The 19136-nt window shown below is 74.8% G+C and carries 16 protein-coding genes; 9 read left to right on the plus strand and 7 right to left on the minus strand.

The features are described 5' to 3' along the window. Positions 1-186: 186 nt before the first annotated feature. A complete protein-coding gene (locus tag ACIBAI_RS17715) occupies positions 187-972 on the minus strand; it encodes a VOC family protein (RefSeq protein ID WP_399035198.1) in 786 nt (261 codons plus the stop codon). A gap of 277 nt (positions 973-1249) precedes the next feature. Here ACIBAI_RS17715 and ACIBAI_RS17720 point away from each other — a divergent pair, with 277 nt between their 5' ends. Then, a complete protein-coding gene (locus ACIBAI_RS17720; protein ID WP_399035200.1) occupies positions 1250-1495 on the plus strand; it encodes a WhiB family transcriptional regulator in 246 nt (81 codons plus the stop codon). A 250-nt stretch (positions 1496-1745) separates the two neighbouring features. Here ACIBAI_RS17720 and ACIBAI_RS17725 read toward each other — a convergent pair whose 3' ends face one another. The 4 genes from ACIBAI_RS17725 to ACIBAI_RS17740 all read right to left on the minus strand — a co-directional run bounded on the left by ACIBAI_RS17725 (position 1746) and on the right by ACIBAI_RS17740 (position 7377). Then, a complete protein-coding gene (locus tag ACIBAI_RS17725; protein WP_399035203.1) occupies positions 1746-2723 on the minus strand; it encodes an acyl-ACP desaturase in 978 nt (325 codons plus the stop codon). Between the two features lie 224 nt (positions 2724-2947). Further along, positions 2948-3388, minus strand: coding sequence for a hypothetical protein (locus ACIBAI_RS17730; protein WP_399035205.1), 441 nt, complete (start codon positions 3386-3388; stop codon positions 2948-2950). 61 nt (positions 3389-3449) lie between these two features. Beyond that, positions 3450-5744: an ATP-binding cassette domain-containing protein gene (locus ACIBAI_RS17735; RefSeq protein WP_399035208.1), complete on the minus strand. Its 2295-nt coding sequence runs from the start codon at positions 5742-5744 to the stop codon at positions 3450-3452. 10 nt (positions 5745-5754) lie between these two features. Further along, positions 5755-7377 carry an ABC-F family ATP-binding cassette domain-containing protein gene (locus ACIBAI_RS17740; protein WP_399035210.1) on the minus strand — a complete coding sequence of 541 codons (1623 nt, stop codon included), beginning with the start codon at positions 7375-7377 and terminating at the stop codon, positions 5755-5757. Between the two features lie 308 nt (positions 7378-7685). On the opposite strand from ACIBAI_RS17740, the gene ACIBAI_RS17745 reads away from it, so the two are divergent. Further along, a complete protein-coding gene (locus tag ACIBAI_RS17745; protein WP_399035212.1) occupies positions 7686-8351 on the plus strand; it encodes a GPP34 family phosphoprotein in 666 nt (221 codons plus the stop codon). 41 nt (positions 8352-8392) lie between these two features. Here ACIBAI_RS17745 and ACIBAI_RS17750 read toward each other — a convergent pair whose 3' ends face one another. Next, a complete protein-coding gene (locus ACIBAI_RS17750) occupies positions 8393-8809 on the minus strand; it encodes an SsgA family sporulation/cell division regulator (RefSeq protein ID WP_344599786.1) in 417 nt (138 codons plus the stop codon). A gap of 507 nt (positions 8810-9316) precedes the next feature. Between ACIBAI_RS17750 and ACIBAI_RS17755 the strand changes: the two genes are divergently transcribed. The 3 genes from ACIBAI_RS17755 to mmpA all read left to right on the plus strand — a co-directional run bounded on the left by ACIBAI_RS17755 (position 9317) and on the right by mmpA (position 10812). Further along, positions 9317-9640, plus strand: coding sequence for a plasmid stabilization protein (locus ACIBAI_RS17755; RefSeq protein ID WP_399035214.1), 324 nt, complete (start codon positions 9317-9319; stop codon positions 9638-9640). A gap of 195 nt (positions 9641-9835) precedes the next feature. After that, positions 9836-10555, plus strand: a complete 720-nt coding sequence (locus tag ACIBAI_RS17760) for an endonuclease V (protein ID WP_399035217.1) — start codon at positions 9836-9838, stop codon at positions 10553-10555. 116 nt (positions 10556-10671) lie between these two features. Next, positions 10672-10812: a morphogenic membrane protein MmpA gene (gene mmpA / locus ACIBAI_RS17765; protein ID WP_399035219.1), complete on the plus strand. Its 141-nt coding sequence runs from the start codon at positions 10672-10674 to the stop codon at positions 10810-10812. A gap of 41 nt (positions 10813-10853) precedes the next feature. On the opposite strand, the gene ACIBAI_RS17770 is transcribed toward mmpA, so the two are convergent. After that, positions 10854-12032, minus strand: a complete 1179-nt coding sequence (locus ACIBAI_RS17770) for a saccharopine dehydrogenase family protein (protein ID WP_399035221.1) — start codon at positions 12030-12032, stop codon at positions 10854-10856. Between the two features lie 408 nt (positions 12033-12440). Between ACIBAI_RS17770 and ACIBAI_RS17775 the strand changes: the two genes are divergently transcribed. The 4 genes from ACIBAI_RS17775 to ACIBAI_RS17790 all read left to right on the plus strand — a co-directional run bounded on the left by ACIBAI_RS17775 (position 12441) and on the right by ACIBAI_RS17790 (position 19048). Next, positions 12441-13721 (plus strand): CaiB/BaiF CoA transferase family protein, encoded by a 1281-nt coding sequence (locus tag ACIBAI_RS17775; RefSeq protein ID WP_399035449.1) that lies wholly within the window; start codon positions 12441-12443, stop codon positions 13719-13721. A gap of 2 nt (positions 13722-13723) precedes the next feature. Beyond that, positions 13724-14938 carry an acetyl-CoA C-acetyltransferase gene (locus ACIBAI_RS17780; protein WP_399035223.1) on the plus strand — a complete coding sequence of 405 codons (1215 nt, stop codon included), beginning with the start codon at positions 13724-13726 and terminating at the stop codon, positions 14936-14938. Positions 14939-14980: 42 nt separating this feature from the next. Next, positions 14981-17161, plus strand: coding sequence for a 3-hydroxyacyl-CoA dehydrogenase NAD-binding domain-containing protein (locus tag ACIBAI_RS17785; RefSeq protein WP_399035224.1), 2181 nt, complete (start codon positions 14981-14983; stop codon positions 17159-17161). Positions 17162-17599: 438 nt separating this feature from the next. Next, the gene (locus ACIBAI_RS17790) at positions 17600-19048 is read left to right on the plus strand and encodes an amino acid permease (protein ID WP_344599779.1); all 1449 of its coding nucleotides are present in this window, start codon (positions 17600-17602) and stop codon (positions 19046-19048) included. Positions 19049-19136: the final 88 nt, after the last annotated feature.

The following is a 19136-nucleotide window of genomic DNA, read 5'->3' on the forward strand; positions in this document are numbered from 1 at the left end:
GGCGCCCGCGGGCCCGCCGCCCCGGGGCGTGTGGGCCGCCCGGGGGGCCCGGCGGGGGGGGGCGGCCCCGGGGGGGGGGGGGGGGCCCGGGGCGCGGGGGGGCCCCCCCGGCCCCCGTCGTCCTGCCGACGACCCTGGTGCGCCGCGCCTCCGCGTGACGCGCCCCGCCGGCCCCGGGTGCGCGGCTCAGTCCTCCCGCGGCGCGATCCTGAGCACCGCGAACCGGGCCCCGTACGGGTCGGTGAGCCTGGCGACGCGGCCGACGTCCGGCAGGTCCGTGGGCGGCATGCGGACCGTGCCGCCCAGTTCCCGGGCCCGGGCGGCTACGGCGTCGGTGTCGGCCACCTCGAAGTACGGCAGCCAGTGGGCCGGTCCCTCGGCCGGGGCGTCGGCCAGCGGCACGATGCCGCCGAACCCGGCGTCCGCTCCCGTGCCCGGAGGGCTCACCGTGGTGTACGTGCCGCCCGGGAAGGTCACGCCGTGGGTCTCCATGCCGAGCACCGCGTGGTAGAACGCGGCGGCCGCCGCCTCGTCCGCCGTGTACAGCTCGATCCAGCACAGCGCGCCGGGCTGCCGGACGACGTCGAGGCCCTGGCTGCGGGCGGGCTGCCACAGACCGAAGGGCACGCCCGCCCGGTCGGCGAGGACGGCCGTGCGGCCCTGGTCCAGCACGTCCACGGGCTGGAGCAGCACCGAGCCGTGGGCCTGCTCGGCCGCCTCCACCGCGGCCTGCGCGTCCGCCGTTTTGAAGTACACCGTCCACGAGGGCCGGCCCTGCTCCGGCGTGAGCTGCATACCGCCGGCGGCGATGTTCCCGTCGAGCCGGAAGAAGCCGTAGCCACCGGTCTCCGGGCCGCCCGGCTGGAACCGCCAGCCGAACAGGGCGCCGTAGAAGGACGCGGCGCCGTCCGTGTCGGGTGTGCCGAGGTCGACCCAGTTCGGGGCGCCGTCGGCATGACGGGTGGTGAGCATCTGGGCCCTCCTCCGCGGGATCCCGTTGCCTGCCCTGCCGAGTCTCGCACCCCCCGCCGGCACCCGCCGCCGAAGCGCGGCCGCGGACCACGGCGCCGGACGCGGTGACGCCCGGTGGGCGGCGGGGTCCGCTCCGGTCCGCCGCCGTCTCCGCCTGCCGCGCGCCGCCGTGCGCTCCGGCCCGGGACGGGGGACCATCGGAGCGGCCGCAGCCCTGGGCCGCGGCGTTGATCCCGCGTTGAGCGAACGTTTTTCACCGTCCGGCAGGCTCGGGGCCATGCACATCGAAACCATCGCGCCGCCCGACCTCGACTGGCAGGAGGAGGCGTTGTGCGCGCAGACCGGAAGCGACTTCTTCTTCCCCGAGCCCGGCAGCTCCGTACGGGAGGCCAAGCGGATCTGCGCCCTGTGCTCCATCCGCTCCGCCTGCCTGGAGTACGCGCTGGACCACGACGAACGCTTCGGCGTCTGGGGCGGCCTGTCGGAGAAGGAACGCCTGGAACTGCGGCGCGCGGCCCGCTGACCGCGGAGCGGCCCCGTCGCGCCGGCGCCGCCGGTGATCACGTGCGCCGCGCCCGGCCCGCCCCCGCCCGGCGGGACATCCCCGCACCCCGCGCCGCCGCCCCGCCGCCGGCGTACGCGCCGCGGGATCGGGGACGGGCGGACGAGCGCGAGGCGCCGGGGACGGCGTCAGCCGGCGGGGAGCGGCGGGTGACGGCGGGGGCTCGGGGCGGCGGGCACCGCCCCGAACCGTACCGCCGCCCCGCCGTGTCTCAGCCGCCGGCCCGCGCCGCCATCCGGGCCTTGCGGGCCGCCAGCTTCTCGTCGAACTTCGCGGCCTCCGCGTCCAGCCCGTTCATGAACAGGCCGAGCTCCTCCTGCGCCCGCAGCCCGTCGGGGCCGAGGCCGTCGATCTCCATGACCTTCAGGAAGCGCAGCACGGGCTGCAGCACGTCGTCGTGGTGGATGCGCAGGTTGTAGACCTCGCCGATCGCCATCTGCGCGGCGGCCCGTTCGAAGCCGGGCATGCCGTGCCCGGGCATGCGGAAGTTCACCACCACGTCCCGCACCGCCTGCATGGTCAGGTCGGGCGCGATCTCGAAGGCCGCCTTGAGCAGGTTGCGGTAGAAGATCATGTGCAGGTTCTCGTCGGTGGCGATCCGGGCCAGCATGCGGTCGCATACCGGGTCGCCGGACTGGTGGCCGGTGTTGCGGTGCGAGATGCGGGTCGCCAGCTCCTGGAAGGCGACGTAGGCCACCGAGTGCAGCATCGAGTGCCGGTTGTCCGACTCGAAGCCCTCGCTCATGTGGGCCATGCGGAACTGCTCCAGCTTGTCCGGGTCGACCGCGCGCGAGGTGAGCAGGTAGTCCCGCATCACGATGCCGTGCCGGCCCTCCTCGGCGGTCCAGCGGTGCACCCAGGTGCCCCAGGCGCCGTCGCGGCCGAAGAGCGTGGCGATCTCGTGGTGGTAGCTGGGCAGGTTGTCCTCCGTCAGCAGGTTCACCACCAGCGCGATCCGGCCGATCTCGGTGACCTTGGACTGCTCCTTGTCCCAGGCCTCGCCGTCCTCGAAGAGGCCGGGGAAGTTGCGGCCGTCGCTCCACGGCACGTACTCGTGCGGCATCCAGTCCTTGGCGACCTTCAGATGGCGGTTGAGCTCCTTCTCGACCACTTCCTCCAGGGCGTACAGCAGCCGGGCGTCGGTCCATGCGGAGGAAGGGCTGCCGAGGTGCGGGGAAGTGATCGTCATGGGTACTCCAGGGGGACGTGCGGCAAAGCGGATGGATCCGGCGAGCGGCGCCGGGAACCTACGGAATCGTAGGCTACGAAACCGTAGGTTACGAGACCGTAGGTTAAATGTGTCGTAAAGACCCCTGCTCACATGTCGCGACACACCGGCCGGCGGACCGCGACATCACGGAAAAGCCCCGGAACTCCAGGTCCCGGACCCGGACGCGGGCGCGCGTCACCCGGTCAGGCGTACAGCTCCCGCAGCCGCGCCGACGGACACCTCACGCAGCCCTCGGGCTTCCCGCACCCGCCGGTGGCGACGGCGACCGGCTCGTGGCCGGGGCCGGCGAGCGGGTCCGCCGTCCCCGGCGCGCTCGCCGCCGCCGGCAGCTTCCCGCCGCCGAGCAGCACCGCGTGCGCCCCGGCCCGCTCCGGCACCGGCGGGAAGCGCGCGAGGAGCGAGGGCGCGTCCACCTCCGGGACGTGCCCGGTCACCGTCCCGTCCGGCAGCGCGGTGACCGCCGGCTTCAGGTGCGGCACCCCGTGGGCGCGCGGCGCCGTCCCGTACGCCTCCCGCTGCTCCACCGCGAGGCCGACGTCGGCCTCCTGCCGCTCGACGCGCGCCACCCGCCCTTCGGCGAGGCGCGGGCCGGGGCGGCGGACGAGGGCTTTCCCGCCGGGCACGCCGGGGTTCCCCGTATCGGGGGCGGTCCTCCGGCGCCCGTGACGCGGCGCCGGTGGGCCGTCATGCGGCGCGGGCCGGCGCGGACGAGAACCCGCGCGGTCGGGCCACGGCCCGCCGGAGGTGCTCCGCCGTGACCGAGTCCGGGGCGTCGAGGAGCTGCCGGGGCGTCCCCTCGAAGACCACCCGGCCGCCGTCCCGGCCCCCGCCGGGGCCGAGGTCGACGATCCAGTCGGCGTGCGCGACCACATCGAGGCTGTGCTCGACGACCACGACCGTGTTGCCGGCGTCGACCAGCCGGTCCAGCAGGGCGAGCAGCCCGTCGACGTCCGACATGTGCAGCCCGGTCGTCGGCTCGTCCAGCACGTACACCGCGCCGGTCCGGTGCAGCCGGGTGGCCAGCTTGAGGCGCTGCCGCTCGCCGCCGGAGAGCGTGGACAGCGGCTGGCCGAGCGTGAGGTAGGTCAGGCCGACCTCGCGCAGGGCGCGCAGCCGGCGGCGTACGCCCGGGTCGTCGAAGAAGCCGAGCGCCTGGTCGGCCGTCATCCCGAGGACGTCCGCGATGCAGTGCCCGCCGACCGTCAGCCGCAGCACCTCGTCCTTGAAGCGCCGCCCCCCGCAGTCGTGGCAGGTCGTCGTCACCGGGTCCATGAAGGCGAGGTCGGTGTGGATGACGCCGCGTCCCTCGCAGGTTCCGCAGGCACCCGCGGAGTTGAAGCTGAAGAGGCCGGGGTCGGTGCCCGTCTCGCGTGCGAAGACCTTCCGTACCGTGTCCATGATCCCCAGGTACGTCGCCGGGGTGGACCGCGCGGAGATGCCGATCGACGACTGGTCGACGACCACGGCGCCCGGGTGCGCGTCGGTGAGCTCCGCGACCAGCGTGCTCTTGCCCGAGCCGGCGACCCCGGTCACCGCGGTCAGCACCCCGGTGGGGAACCGGACGGTCACGTCCCGCAGGTTGTGCCGGCCGGCCCCCTTCACCCACAGCCCGCCGTCCGCCGTCCGCGTACGTTCCTTCACCGCCGTCCGCCGGCGCAGGCACCGCCCGGTCGGCGTGTCCGACCGGGCCAGCTCGCCCGGCGTCCCCTCGAACACCACCCGCCCGCCGTGCGCCCCGGCCCCCGGCCCCATGTCGACGACGTGGTCGGCGAGCGCGATCACGTCCGGGTCGTGCTCGACGACCAGCACGGTGTTGCCCTTGTCGCGCAGCCGCAGCAGCAGGTCGCCGAGCCGGCCGACGTCGCGCGGGTGCAGGCCGGCGCTGGGCTCGTCGAAGACGTACGTCATGCCGGTCAGGCTGGAGCCGAGGTGCCGGACCGTCTTCAGCCGCTGTCCCTCGCCGCCCGACAGCGTGGCGGTCTCCCGGTCGAGGCTGAGGTAGCCGAGGCCGATCGCCTCGATGCGCTCCAGCGCGGCGACGGCGGCCCCGGCGACGGGCCGGGCGACCGGATCGTCGATCTCCTTCAGCACGGCGATGAGGTCGGTGACCTGCATCCGGGTGCAGTCCGCGATGGTCCGCCCGCCGATCCGGGTCGCGAGCGCCGCCGCGTTCAGCCGCGCGCCCCGGCAGTCCGGGCAGACGTCCTCGACCAGGAACTCCCGCACCAGGTCCCGGGTCTTCTGGCTCATGCCGGACAGGTCCCGCTTCAGGTACAGCCGTTCGAAACGGTCCGCGAGACCCTCGTACTCCGTGGTCCACGTGCCGCCCGAGCCGCTCACGGTGACCTTGCTGCCGGGCCGCCCGCGCATCAGGAACTCCCGCTCGGCCGCGGTGAACTCGCCCACCGGCTTGTGCGGGTCCAGCTCCTCGCTGTTCGTGTACGCCTGCCCCTGCCAGGTCCCCGCGGCGAACGGCGGGAAGCGGACCGCGCCGTCCGCGAGGGACCTGGCCGGGTCGAGGATGCGGTCCCAGTCCGGCCGGACCGCCCGGCCGAGCCCGTCGCAGCCGGGGCACATGCCCGACGGGTCGTTGAACGAGTACGCCGTCGCCGGGCCGGCGCTCGGAGTGCCGTGCCGGGAGAACAGCACCCGCAGCACCGAGTAGACGTCCGTCATCGTGCCGACGGTGGACCGCGAGTGGCCCCCGACCGGCCGCTGGTCGACGACGATCACGGGCGTGAGGTCCTCCAGGGCGTCCGCGCGCGGCCGCTCGTACTTGGGCAGCCGGTTGCGGACGAACCAGGTGAACGTCTCGTTCAGCTGACGCTGCGACTCGACGGCGATCGTGTCGAAGGCGATCGAGGACTTCCCCGATCCCGAAACGCCGGTGAACACGGTCAGCCGGCCCTTCGGGATGCGGAGCGTGACGTCCTTGAGGTTGTTCTCCCGGACTCCGGTGAGGGTGATGAAGTCGGTCATGCGGTCGAAGCTAGGCGGGAAACCCGACAGCTCCCGGCGTGATTTCCCGCAGTTCCCCGTCCAGCAGCAGCCAGCGCGTGATGCCGATCGACTCCAGGAACGGCAGGTCGTGGGAGGCCACGATCAGCGCCCCCTCGTACGACTCCAGGGCCGTGACGAGCTGCCGGACGCTCGCCATGTCCAGGTTGTTCGTCGGCTCGTCCAGCATCAGCAGCTGCGGCGCGGGCTCGGCCAGCATCAGCGCGGCCAGCGTCGCCCGGAAGCGTTCGCCGCCGGAGAGCGTCCCCGCCGCCCGGTCGGCCCGGGCGCCCCGGAACAGGAAGCGGGCCAGCCGCGCCCGGATCCGGTTGCCGGTGGCGTCCGGCGCGAACCGGGCCACGTTCTCGGCGACGGTCAGACGGTCGTCGAGGACGTCCAGCCGCTGCGGCAGGAACCGCAGCGGCACATGCGCGACCACCTCGCCCGACACCGGTTCCAGCTCGCCCGCGATCGTGCGCAGCAGCGTCGTCTTGCCCGTGCCGTTGCGCCCGATCAGCGCCACCCGCTCCGGGCCGTGCAGGTCGAGGCCGCCGGCCACGCGCGTGCCGTACGCCGGCTCCAGGTCCCGCAGGGTGAGGACGGTGCGGCCCGGCGGTACGGCGGTGTACGGCAGGTCGACGCGGATCTCGTCGTCGTCCCGCACGGCCTCCACAGCCTCGTCGAGCCGCTCCCTGGCCTCGGCGAGCTTCTCCTCGTGCAGGATGCGGTGCTTGCCCGCGGACTCCTGCGCCGCGCGCTTGCGCGCCCCCATGACGATCTTCGGCTCGCGCTTGCTGTCCCACATCTTCTGCCCGTACCGCTTGCGGCGGGCCAGCTTGACCCGGGCGTCGGTCAGTTCCCGCTTCTGCTTGCGCAGGTCGGCCTCGGCGACCCGCACCATGCGCTCGGCCGCCTCCTGCTCGGCGGCCAGGGCCTGTTCGTACGCCGAGTAGTTGCCGCCGTACCAGGTGATCGAGCCGGCGTGCAGATCGGCGATCCGGTCGACGCGTTCGAGCAGCTCCCGATCGTGGCTGACCACGATCATCAACCCGGGCCAGGACTCGACGGCCGCGTACAGCCGCCGGCGCGCGTACAGGTCGAGGTTGTTGGTCGGCTCGTCGAGCAGCAGCACGTCCGGGCGGGCCAGCAGCAGCGCCGCCAGCCGCAGCAGCACCGACTCGCCGCCGGAGACCTCGCCGACGGTGCGGTCCAGCCCGAGGTGGCCGAGGCCGAGTTCGCCGAGCGTGGCGAGGGCGCGCTCCTCGACGTCCCAGTCGTCGCCGACGGTCTCGAAGTGCTCCTCGGCCGCGTCGCCGGCCTCGATGGCGTGCAGCGCGGCCCGCCGCGCGGCGATGCCGAGCGCCTCGTCGACCCTGACCGCGGTGTCGAGGGTGACGTTCTGCGGCAGGTAACCGGCCTCGCCCGCGATGCGGACGGCGCCGTCGGCCGGGGCGAGCTCCCCGGCGATCAGCTTCAACAGGGTCGACTTTCCCGACCCGTTGACGCCGACGAGCCCGGTCCTGCCGGGGCCGAAGGAGACGTCGAGACCGTCGAAGACGGGGGTGCCGTCGGGCCAGGAGAAGGAGAGGGAGGTGACGGTGACGGACTGGGCCATGGGGGCCTCCGCGATTGCGTGATGCGGTCAGGGGCAGACGCGTGTCGAGACACCGGGAGGCGACGACCCGCCGCCGGGCGGGGAAGGGAGGCGCCGGGCACGGGAAAAGCCCTGCTCCGCGAGGACGGCTCCAACGCCGAGGTCGCACGCCACGCCGACACCCCACGGGTGTGACGCGGTGTCTCGGGACCTCAGAGGAGCAACGTCCTTCTCCCATCGACGGCAACAGGACCGCTGTAGACCGTACGAGGGGGCCCGGCCGCCGTCAACGCATTATCGGGTCCGCCCCGACCGCCGAAGGAGATCACGTGCCCCACGGCCCGCTCTCGCTGCCGGCCCGGCTCTGCCTGCTGGCCTGGGACACCTCCCGGCCCGAGGCCGGCACCGCCGCGCGGCTCGCGCACCTGGTGCGGGCCGGCGCCCTCACCGAACTGGCCCAGCGCGGCCTGCTCGTCGACGACGACGGCATCGTCACCCCCGTCGACCTGGACTCCCGCACCGGTGACGCGGTCCTCGACGGACTGCTGGAACTCGTCCACGAGTCCCTGCCGCACCGGTGGCGGGCCTGGGTGCGGCTGCGGGCGCGGGTCACCCTCGACGCCGTCCGGGAGCAGCTGGTGGCCGAGGGGTACGTGCGGGCCGAGAAGAAGCGGGTGCTCGGCGTGTTCCCGTCCGTCGCGCACGTCCTGGCGCGGACCGCCGCCGTGGCCGAACTGCGCGAGGAGGCGCGGCGGATCCTGCTGGGGCCGGTGCCGGTCGCGGAGGTCGGCGCACGGGACGCGGCCGTGGTGGCGCTCGCGTCCGCCGCCGGACTGCGCACCCTGGCGACCGCTCAGGAGCACGTGCGCTCGGCGGGGCGCGTGGCGGAGCTGACCGAGCGCGGCGGGGCGTCCCCCGCGCTGCGAACGGCCGTCCGCGAGGTGCGCACGGCGGTGGGCGCATCCGCCCGGACGGCCGCCCCCGCGGGCGGCTGACGCCTCGGCGGGCGGTGCCGCCCCCACCGGGGGCCGGCGCGTCAGCGGGCGTCGCGCATCAGTTCCGCCAGGTCGCGGTCGAGGTCGAGCTGCAGGTGCTCCAGGCCGGCGGGCACCAGCTCGCTCGTGGCCCGCAGGAACCGGCGCACGTCCCGGGAGTGCACGTGCACGACGGCCGTTCCCTCGGGGGCGTGGAACTCCAGCACGGTGCGGTCGTACCCGTACGGCCGCACCCGGACGTCGCCGTGGCCCTCGGGGCCGTGGAGGCCGGCGGTGAGCAGCTCGCGGGAGAAGGTCCAGCAGACCTCCACGCCCTCCAGGGTGGCGGGGGCCGGGAAGGTCATGCGGACCGCGAACGGGTCGCGCCGGTCGTAGTGCAGGGTGGCGGGAATGCTCGGCATCCGCGGCGCGGCGGCGACGAGGCGGGCTTCGACGGGCTGCTCGATGACGGTGGACAACGCCTTGCTCCCTCGTGACGGCTGGACGGACTTCCGGGGCGGACGGGCCGGGCACTGGAAGAGACGCCGGAATCAGCCGATCCGTGCACACGGATGTCGAGTGACCTCTGTCACCGTCTTCATTCCCGGACGTTCCCCGACGGTCCGGGGCGGCGTTCCCGGCCGGGTGCGGCGGGAACGCGCCACCCGGCCGGCCCGCACGGCGGCGCGGACGGCGGCCCGCTTCCCGCAAGCGGCGGGACGCGCTCCCCGCCCGCCGCGCGGAGCGCGTGCGGCGCTCACCCGAACGGCCGTTCGCGGGGCGTCGCCGCGCCGCGGGCCGGCCGCCGGGGCGGCACCCCGACGGACGGCGGGCAGGGAGGCGTACGGCACCCCGGACTGCTCCCGCGACCCGGACCGTCGGGCCGCGGGCGGGCGGCCCGGCCGGGGAGCCGACACCGCGCGACGCGCCGGGTTTGTCCGTAACGTGGGTATCCGTTCGCTGAGCGTGAGAGGAAGTGAGCGGACATGCCACGCGGATCGAACCCCGAACGGGAGCGGCAGTACGAGCACGTCGAGCGGAGCGCCGAGGAGCGGGGCGCGAACACCGGGCGGGCCAAGGAGATGGCGGCCCGGACCGTGAACAAGGAGCGCGCCCGGTCCGGGGAGTCGAGGACCGCGAGCCGCAGCTCGAAGCAGGACGCGCCGTCCGGCAAGCGGGGCGGCCGGCGGTCCGGCGGCGGCTCCGGGGGCCCCACCTACGACCAGCTGTACCAGGAGGCCAAGCGCCGCGACGTCCACGGCCGTTCGGGCATGAGCAAGAGCGAGCTGCAGCGCGCGCTGGGCAAGTGAGACCGAACCCCCCCGCGGGGCTTCTCCCGGCGCCGTTCCGGGAGCGGCGCCGCCTCGGCGGCGGACCCCGTGCCGCGGCGCGCGCACGACGGCGGCGAGAACGGATCCCCCGCGGCGGCCCCCGGTCCGCGCGGCCCTTCGCGACGGCGGCGAACGGATCACCGCCCCGCCCCGGCGCGTAGGCTCGGGGCCACCATGACGACCGTACGCATTCCCGCGGGCCGGCCCGCGACCGAGGAGGAGGCCCGCGCCGTCCAGGAGGAGCTGCGGGCGCGGGTGGTGCTCGACGAGCCGGGGCCGCCGCCCGGGACGGGCCGCGTCACCGGGGTCGACGTGGCGTACGACGACGAGCGCGACGTGGTCGCCGCGGCGGCCGTCGTGCTGGACGCGGCGAGCCTCGACGTCGTCGCCGAGGCCACGGCCGTCGGCCGGGTCTCCTTCCCGTACGTGCCCGGCCTGCTCGCCTTCCGCGAGATCCCCACCGTGCTCGCCGCCCTGGACGCCTTGCCCCACGACCCCGGCCTGGTCGTCTGCGACGGCTACGGCCTCGCCCATCCGCGCCGCTTCGGCCTCGCCAGCCACCTCGGCGTCCTCACCGGCCTGCCCACGATCGGCGTCGCCAAGAACCCCTTCGCCCTCACCTACGACGACCCGGACACGCCGCGCGGCAGCACCTCGCCGCTGCGTTCGGGCACCGAGGTGGTCGGCCGCGCCCTGCGCACCCGGGACGCCGTCAAGCCGGTCTTCGTCTCCGTCGGCCACCGGGTGAGCCTCGACAACGCCTGCGCCCACACCCTGGCCCTCACCCCCGCCCACCGTCTGCCGGAGACCACCCGCCGGGCGGACGCCCTGTGCCGGCGGGCGCTGCGGGAGGCCGTCGGCGCCGGACCGGAGCGTGCCCCCGGCGGGACCTGAGTCCGGGCTCCGAGGACCCGTACCGCGTACCCGGGCTCCGAGTACCGGTACCGGGAGCGGGTTCTGAGTACCCGTACGGATGCGGCGGCGCCGCCCCGGTCGGCAGGCTGGGCGGCATGACGACGCACCGTGCCTCCGAGTCCGCCGCCCACCCCGACCGGCCCGTCGGGCGGGCCGTGACCGCCGGGCTGGTCCTCGCCCTGCTGGCGGGGCTCGGCTGGACGGCCGGGATGATCTACACCGTCGCGGGCTGGTAGCGCCGCGGCCCGTCCGCGCCGTCACGGCGCCGGCGGCGCCGTCACCGGCGGGCGGCGACCCGGAAGGTGATCCCCGCCCTGCGCAGCCGCTCGATCAGCGCGTCGCCCATCGCCACCGCCGTCGTGACCTGCCCGGCCGTCGGCGGCAGCGCGTCGAGCGCCAGGGACAGCGCCGACTCGGCGAACATCCTCGCCGTCTCGCCGTATCCCGGATCGCCGCCCGCCACCTCGGTGAACACCCGCCGGCCGCCGCCCTCGCCGACGAAGCGGACCGAGAACCAGCTCTTCGCCCGCCGCTCGGGACCCGGCCCCTGCCCGGCCTCGAGCAGGCCCGACAACCAGCGCCGGGCAGGCGGCAGCCGGGCGGCGGCGAACACCGCGCCCACCGCCGCCGCCCCGCCCACCGCGACCGGCAGGTGCCGCACGGCCGCGTAGTGCCGGTAGCGGAAGTCGGGGCCGTAGCGCTCCAGCGCCCTCGCCGAGCGCCGCACGATCCGCGGGTCGACGGTCGGCAGCGGCAGCGCCCAGGCGCCCACCTCCGGGGCGAACCGCGGCGCACCCGCCGGCACCGCCACCCGGCGGCCCACCAGTCGCGGCTCGTGCCGCCTGCGCTCCAGCGCCGCGGCCCGCATCTGCCGCCCGCGCGCGAACTGGCCCAGAGCGGAGGCCAGCGTGCCGCCCGAGAGGGCGCCCTCGGCGGTCACGAACCCGTCCACGGCCAGCGGCACGCCCTCGGGGAGCAGGCCGACCGTGAAGTACACGCCGAGGTCGTGCGGGACGGAGTCGAAACCGCAGGCGTGCACCAGCCGCGCGCCGGTCTCCCGCGCGCGTGCGTCGTGGCGGACGTACGTCAGGTCCACGAACTCGGGCTCGCCGGTGAGGTCGAGGTAGTCCGTGCCGGCGTCCGCGCACGCGGCGACGACTCCCTCGCCGTGGGCCACATAGGGGCCCACCGCCGTGGCCACCACGCGCGCGTGCCCGGCGAGTTCGCGCAGCGACGCCGGCTCGGACGCGTCCGCCCGCAGCACCCCGACGCCCTCGCCGCCGGGCAGCCGCTCGCGCAGCCGCTCCAGCTTCGGCTCGCTGCGGCCGGCGATCGCCCAGCGCAGCCCGTCGGGCGCGTGCGCGGCGAGGTACTCCGCGGTGAGCCGCCCGACGAAACCCGTGGCCCCGAAGAGCACGATGTCGTACGGGCGGTCCGTCCTGTTCAACCTGCTCATGACACCCCTTGCTCCGCAGCACGCGCCGTTGTCGGTGGCTGAGGCTAGCGTGAGGGGTGCGGAGCCCGACGACGAGCCCGGAGGCGGACAGGTGGCCGTGCCCAGAAGTGCCCCGGAGAAGGGGGAGGAGGAGCGCGGGGCCGCCCGCGGGCTGCCGGGCGCGCCCGGAGGGCCCCTCCGGACCGGCGTCCCCCGGGACGGCGGGACGCCCCGGCCGCCGGGCCGCGGTACGGCCGGACGGGGGAGGGGCGCCGCGCGGCGGAGCCGGACGCGCGCCGAGCCGGAGCCGCCCCGCCATCCGTCGGACGACCTGGCCAAGCGCTTGCTCGCTCGACTCTTGTGCCGGCGGGGACCCGTTCCTAGCATCGCTGGCGTCACCACACTCGTGTCATGAACCTTGGGAGCTGCATGGCAGCGGCGACGACGCCCGGGCACGGCCCGCTCGGCGGTGTGCGCGTGGTCGAGCTGGCCGGCATCGGCCCCGGCCCCTTCGCCGCGATGCTCCTCGCCGACCTGGGCGCCGACGTCGTGCGCGTCGACCGCCCCGGCGGCAGCGCGCTCGCCCCCGATCCCGCCCACGACGTCACCCACCGCAACAAGCGCTCGGTGATCGTCGATCTGAAGTCCCCGGACGGCCCGGCCCGCGTCCTCGACCTCGCCGCACGCGCCGACATCCTGATCGAGGGATACCGCCCCGGCGTCGCCGAACGCCTGGGCGTCGGCCCCGGGCCCTGCCACGCCCGCAACCCCCGGCTCGTCTACGGCCGCATGACCGGCTGGGGCCAGCAGGGGCCGCTCGCCCGCCGCGCCGGGCACGACATCACCTACCTCGCGCTCACCGGCACCCTGGGCCTGATCGGCCGCCCGGACGAGCCGCCCCCGCCCCCGGCCAACCTGCTCGGCGACTACGCGGGCGGCTCCCTCTACCTCGTCGTCGGCGTCCTCGCGGCCCTGCACCACGCGCGCGCGACCGGCACCGGCCAGGTCGTCGACGCCGCCATCGTCGACGGCGCCTCGCACCTCGCCGCGATGCTCCACGGCATGATGGCCGCCGGCCACTGGCAGGACCGCCGCGCCGCCAACCTCCTCGACGGCGGCTGCCCCTTCTACGGCACGTACGAGACGGCCGACGGCCGGTACATGGCGGTCGGCGCCCTGGAGCAGCGGTTCTACGACGAGTTCCTGGACCTGCTCGGCGTCGGGGACGACGTCCCCGCCCGCGAGGACACCGCCCGCTGGGGCGAACTGCGCGAGGCGGTCGCCACCCGCTTCAAGACCCGCACCCGGGACGAGTGGGCGGCCCTCTTCGAGGGCTCCGACGCCTGCGTGGCCCCGGTGCTGTCGCTGCGCGAGGCCCCGCGCCACCCGCACCTCGCCGCCCGCGGCACCTTCACCGACCACGGCGGCATCACCCAGCCCGCCCCCGCCCCCCGCTTCTCCGCGACCCCCGCCGCCGTCCGCACCGGCCCCGCCCGCCCGGGGGCCGACACGGCGGACGTGGCCCGCGACTGGGGCGTGCCCGCGCTCCTGCGGCACGCCGCGGCCGACGCCCCGCAGGACGGCGGTTCCTCCGAGGCCCACCCGGACGGCGCCTCCCCCGGGAACGCCGGCCGTCAGGACGGCGACCCCCCGCCGGACCCCCACCCGGGCGGCCACCCGTTCCCCGCCCACCCTCCGCGAAAGGCCTGACCGTGAGCACCGAAGCGTACGTGTACGACGCGATCCGCACCCCGCGCGGACGCGGCAAGGCGAACGGCGCCCTGCACGGCACCAAGCCCGTCGACCTGGTCGTCGGCCTCATCCACGAGATCCGCGCCCGTTTCCCCGGCCTGGACCCCGCCGGGATCGACGACGTCGTCCTCGGCGTCGTCGGCCCGGTCGGCGACCAGGGCTCCGACATCGCCCGGATCGCCGCCATCGCCGCGGGACTGCCGGACACGGTGGCGGGCGTGCAGGAGAACCGCTTCTGCGCCTCCGGCCTGGAGGCCGTCAACCTGGCCGCCGCCAAGGTGCGCTCGGGCTGGGAGGACCTGGTCCTCGCGGGCGGCGTCGAGTCGATGTCGCGGGTGCCGATGGCCTCCGACGGCGGCGCCTGGTTCAACGACCCGATGACCAACCTCGCCACCAACTTCGTGCCGCAGGGCATCGGCGCCGACCTGATCGCCACCATCGAGGGCTTCTCCCGCCGGGACGTCGACGAGTACGCGGCCCTGTCCCAGGAACGGGCGGCCACCGCCTGGAAGGAGGGCCGCTTCGAGCGGTCCGTCGTACCGGTGCGGGACCGCAACGGCCTGGTCGTCCTCGACCACGACGAGCACCTGCGCCCCGGCACCACCGCCGACTCCCTGGCCCGGCTGAAGCCGTCCTTCGCGGACATCGGCGAACTCGGCGGCTTCGACGCGGTCGCCCTGCAGAAGTACCACTGGGTCGAGAGGATCGACCACGTCCACCACGCGGGCAACTCCTCCGGCATCGTCGACGGCGCGGCACTGGTCGCGGTCGGCTCCCGGGAGGCGGGCGAACGCCACGGCCTCACCCCGCGCGCGCGGATCGTCTCCGCCGCCGTGTCCGGCTCCGAGCCGACCATCATGCTCACCGGCCCCGCGCCCGCCACCCGCAAGGCGCTCGCCAAGGCCGGGCTGACCATCGACGACATCGACCTCGTCGAGATCAACGAGGCGTTCGCGGCGGTCGTGCTGCGCTTCGTGAAGGACATGGGGCTCCCGCTCGACAAGGTCAACGTCAACGGCGGCGCGATCGCCCTGGGCCACCCGCTCGGCGCGACGGGCGCGATGATCCTCGGCACGCTCGTCGACGAACTGGAACGCCAGGACAAGCGCTACGGCCTGGCCACGCTGTGCGTGGGCGGGGGCATGGGCATCGCCACGATCGTCGAGCGCGTCTGAACGCCCCGGCGGAACCACGAGACCTCAACGGAGACCCCTGTCATGACGACCGAGCCCACCACCATCCGCTGGGAGCAGGACGACACCGGTGTCGTCACCCTCGTCCTCGACGACCCGGACCAGTCCGCGAACACCATGAACCAGGCGTTCCGCGCCTCGCTCGCCGCGGTCGCCGACCGCCTGGAGGCCGAGCGGGACTCCGTCCGGGGCGTGATCGTCACCTCCGCCAAGAAGACCTTCTTCGCCGGCGGCGACCTGCGCGACCTGATCCGGGTCACCCCCGGGACCGCGCAGGAGCTGTTCGACGGCGGCATGGCGGTCAAGCGCGACCTGCGCCGCATCGAGACCCTCGGCAAGCCCGTGGTCGCCGCGATCAACGGCGCCGCCCTCGGCGGCGGCTACGAGATCGCCCTGGCCTGCCACCACCGCGTCGCCCTCGACGTGCCCGGGTCGAGGATCGGCTGCCCCGAGGTCACCCTCGGCCTGCTCCCCGGAGGCGGCGGCGTCGTCCGCACCGTCCGCCTGCTCGGCATCGCCGACGCGCTGCTGAAGGTCCTGCTCCAGGGCACCCGGTACAGCCCGCGCCGGGCCCTGGAGAACGGCCTGGTCGACGAGGTGGCCGACACCCCGGAGGAACTGCTGGCCAAGGCCCGTGCCTTCATCGACGCCCACCCCGAGTCCGCCCAGCCCTGGGACCGGCCCGGCTACCGCATCCCCGGCGGCACGCCCGCGAACCCGAAGTTCGCGGCGAACCTGCCCGCCTTCCCGGCCACCCTGCGCAAGCAGACGGGCGGCGCCCCCTATCCGGCGCCGCGCAACATCCTGGCCGCCGCCGTCGAGGGCTCCCAGGTCGACTTCGAGACCGCGCAGGTCATCGAGGCCCGCTACTTCGTGGAGCTGGCGGCCGGGCAGACGTCGAAGAACATGATCCAGGCCTTCTTCTTCGACCTCCAGGCCGTCAACTCCGGTGCCAACCGCCCCCGGGGCGTCGAGCCCCGCCGGGTCCGCAGGGTCGCCGTCCTCGGCGCCGGGATGATGGGCGCGGGCATCGCCTACGCGTGCGCCCGCGCGGGGATCGACGTGGTGCTCAAGGACGTCTCCCTGGAGGCCGCCGTCAAGGGCAGGGGCTACTCCGAGAAGCTGTGCGCCAAGGCCGTCGCCAAGGGCCGCACGACCCAGGAGAAGGCGGACGCGCTGCTCGCCCGGATCACCCCCACCGCCGAGGTGGCCGACCTCGCCGGCTGCGACGCGGTCATCGAGGCCGTCTTCGAGGACACCGCCCTCAAGCGCAAGGTGTTCCAGGAGGTGCAGAACGTCGTCGCCCCCGACGCGCTGCTGTGCTCCAACACCTCCACCCTCCCCATCACCGCCCTCGCCGAGGGCGTCGAGCGGCAGGCCGACTTCATCGGGCTGCACTTCTTCTCGCCGGTCGACAAGATGCCCCTCGTCGAGATCATCAGGGGGAGGCGGACCGGTGACGAGGCCCTCGCGCGCGCCTTCGACCTGGTCCGGCAGATCGACAAGACGCCGATCGTCGTCAACGACAGCCGCGGCTTCTTCACCTCCCGCGTCATCGGCCACTTCCTGAACGAGGGCGTGGCCATGGTCGGCGAGGGCGTCGAGCCCGCGTCGGTGGAGCAGGCGGCGGCCCAGGCGGGCTACCCGGCCAAGGTGCTCTCCCTGATGGACGAGCTGACCCTCACCCTGCCGCGCAAGATCCGCAACGAGACGAAGCGGGCCGTGGAGGAGGCGGGCGGCACCTGGACGCCGCACCCCGCCGAAGCCGTCGTCGACCGCATGGTCGACGAGTTCGGCCGCACCGGCCGCAGCGGGGGAGCGGGCTTCTACGACTACGGGGAGGACGGCAGGCGCATCGGGCTCTGGCCCGGCCTGCGCGAGCACTTCACCGAACCGGGCCACCGGATCCCGTTCGAGGACATGCAGGAGCGCATGCTGTTCTCCGAGGCCCTGGACACCGTCCGGCTGCTGGAGGAAGGCGTGCTGACCTCCGTCGCCGACGCCAACATCGGCTCGATCCTCGGCATCGGCTTCCCCGGCTGGACCGGCGGTGTGCTCCAGTACATCAACGGCTACCGGGGAGGGCTGCCCGGTTTCACCGCCCGCGCGCGGGAGCTCGCCGAGCGCTACGGCGAGCGGTTCGCCCCGCCCGCGCTGCTGGTGGCGAAGGCGGAGCGGGGGGAGACGTTCACGGACGGCCGCTGAGGCGCCCGCCGTCCGCCCGGGCCCCGTCGCGGCCGCCGCGACGGGGCCCGGGCGAACGGCGCGGAAGCGCTCGGTCAGCGCGGCGCGGGCGGCGAGGAGCGTCTCTCCCGGAGCAGCGGCCCGCCGCCGGGCCGGAGCAGCCCGGGGCCGGCTCCTCGGCGCCGGCCGCCAGGTGCGCCGCCGTCCGCGCGGCGCCGCGGCACCCCGCGCGCCCCGGCCGGTGACCCTGGTGTGAACGGCCGGTGACCGAGATGGACACCCGGAATGGATCATGTGAGAAGTAACGCTCTGTGACATGGGTCACCGCGTGTGGCTGAAACGTTGTGGGAAAGTGCTGGCCTGGTCTGTGCCGCGCGCGACAGAGGGTGGTGCGGGCCGAGACACGTACGGACGACCCGGACGCATCCCGCCCGGGCGCACCAGGAAGTGGAAGCACCCGTGAGCAAGGACGCCGTGGACACGGCACAGGTCGCCGCCCACCCCCAGGCGACCGGGACGCCCGCGGACGCGGGCGACGCCGGTTACAGCAAGGGCCTCAAGGCCCGCCACGTCAACATGATCGCCATCGGCGGCGCCATCGGCACCGGACTCTTTCTCGGCGCCGGCGGCCGCCTGCACAACGCGGGACCGGCGCTCGCGCTGGCCTACCTCGTCTGCGGCGTCTTCGCCTTCTTCGTCGTCCGGGCGCTCGGCGAGCTCGTCCTGTACCGGCCCTCCTCCGGGTCCTTCGTGTCGTACGCGCGCGAGTTCCTCGGTGAGAAGGGCGCGTACGTCGCCGGCTGGATGTACTTCCTGAACTGGTCCACGACCGGTATCGCCGACATCACCGCGATCGCGCTCTACACGCACTACTGGAGCCTGTTCACCGACATCCCGCAGTGGGCGCTCGCGCTGGCCGCGCTCGCGGTGGTGCTGGCCGTGAACCTGATCTCGGTGAAGATCTTCGGCGAGATGGAGTTCTGGTTCGCGATCATCAAGGTCGCCACCCTCGTCGGCTTCATGCTGATCGGCGTCTTCCTGCTGGCCACCCAGCACGAGGTGGGCGGCCGGACCCCCGGCCTGAACGTGATCACGGACCACGGCGGCGTCTTCCCGCACGGCCTGATGCCCGTCGTCCTCGTCATGCAGGGCGTGATCTTCGCGTACGCCGCTCTGGAGCTGGTCGGCGTCGCCGCCGGCGAGACCGCCGAGCCGGAGAAGATCGTCCCGCGCGCGGTGAACTCGATCATGTGGCGGGTGGGCCTGTTCTACGTCGGCTCGGTCGTCCTGCTGGCCCTGCTGCTGCCCGGCTCGGTGTACTCGGCCGACGAGAGCCCCTTCGTGACCGTCCTGTCGCGGATCGGCGTGCCGGCGGCCGGCGACGTGATGAACCTCGTCGTCCTCACCGCGGCGATGTCGTCGCTGAACTCGGGCCTGTACTCCACCGGCCGCATCCTGCGGTCCATGGCGATGGCGGGCTCCGCGCCGAAGTTCACCCGGGTGATGAGCCGCAGCCAGGTCCCCTACGGCGGCATCCTGCTGACCTGCGCGGTGTGCGTGCTCGGCGTGGTGCTGAACTACCTGGTGCCCAGCCAGGCCTTCGAGATCGTGCTGAACGTCGCCTCCCTGGGCATCATCAGCACCTGGGTGATCATCATGATCTGCCACCTGATCTTCGTCCGCCGGGCGAAGGCGGGCCTGGTCGCCCGGCCGCACTTCCGGCTGCTCGGCAGCCCCGTCACCGAGCTCGCCACGATCGCCTTCCTGCTGGCCTGCCTCGGCATGATGTGGAACGACCCCGAGGTCGGCCGCAGGACGCTCCTGCTCGTCCCGGTGATCGCGGTCCTGCTGGTCGCCGGCTGGTTCGGCGTCCGCCGCCGGGTGGCCCGGGAACAGGCCGGGAAGTGACCGGGGCGGCGGAGGGGGCCGCGGGCGGCCCCCGGCCGGGGGACGGCGTCCACGGCGGCGCCGGGAACCGGGCGGTTCCGGCCTGACA

Source organism: Streptomyces sp. NPDC051041 (assembly GCF_044456065.1).
In the GTDB taxonomy this organism is placed as follows: Bacteria; Actinomycetota; Actinomycetes; order Streptomycetales; family Streptomycetaceae; genus Streptomyces; species Streptomyces glaucus.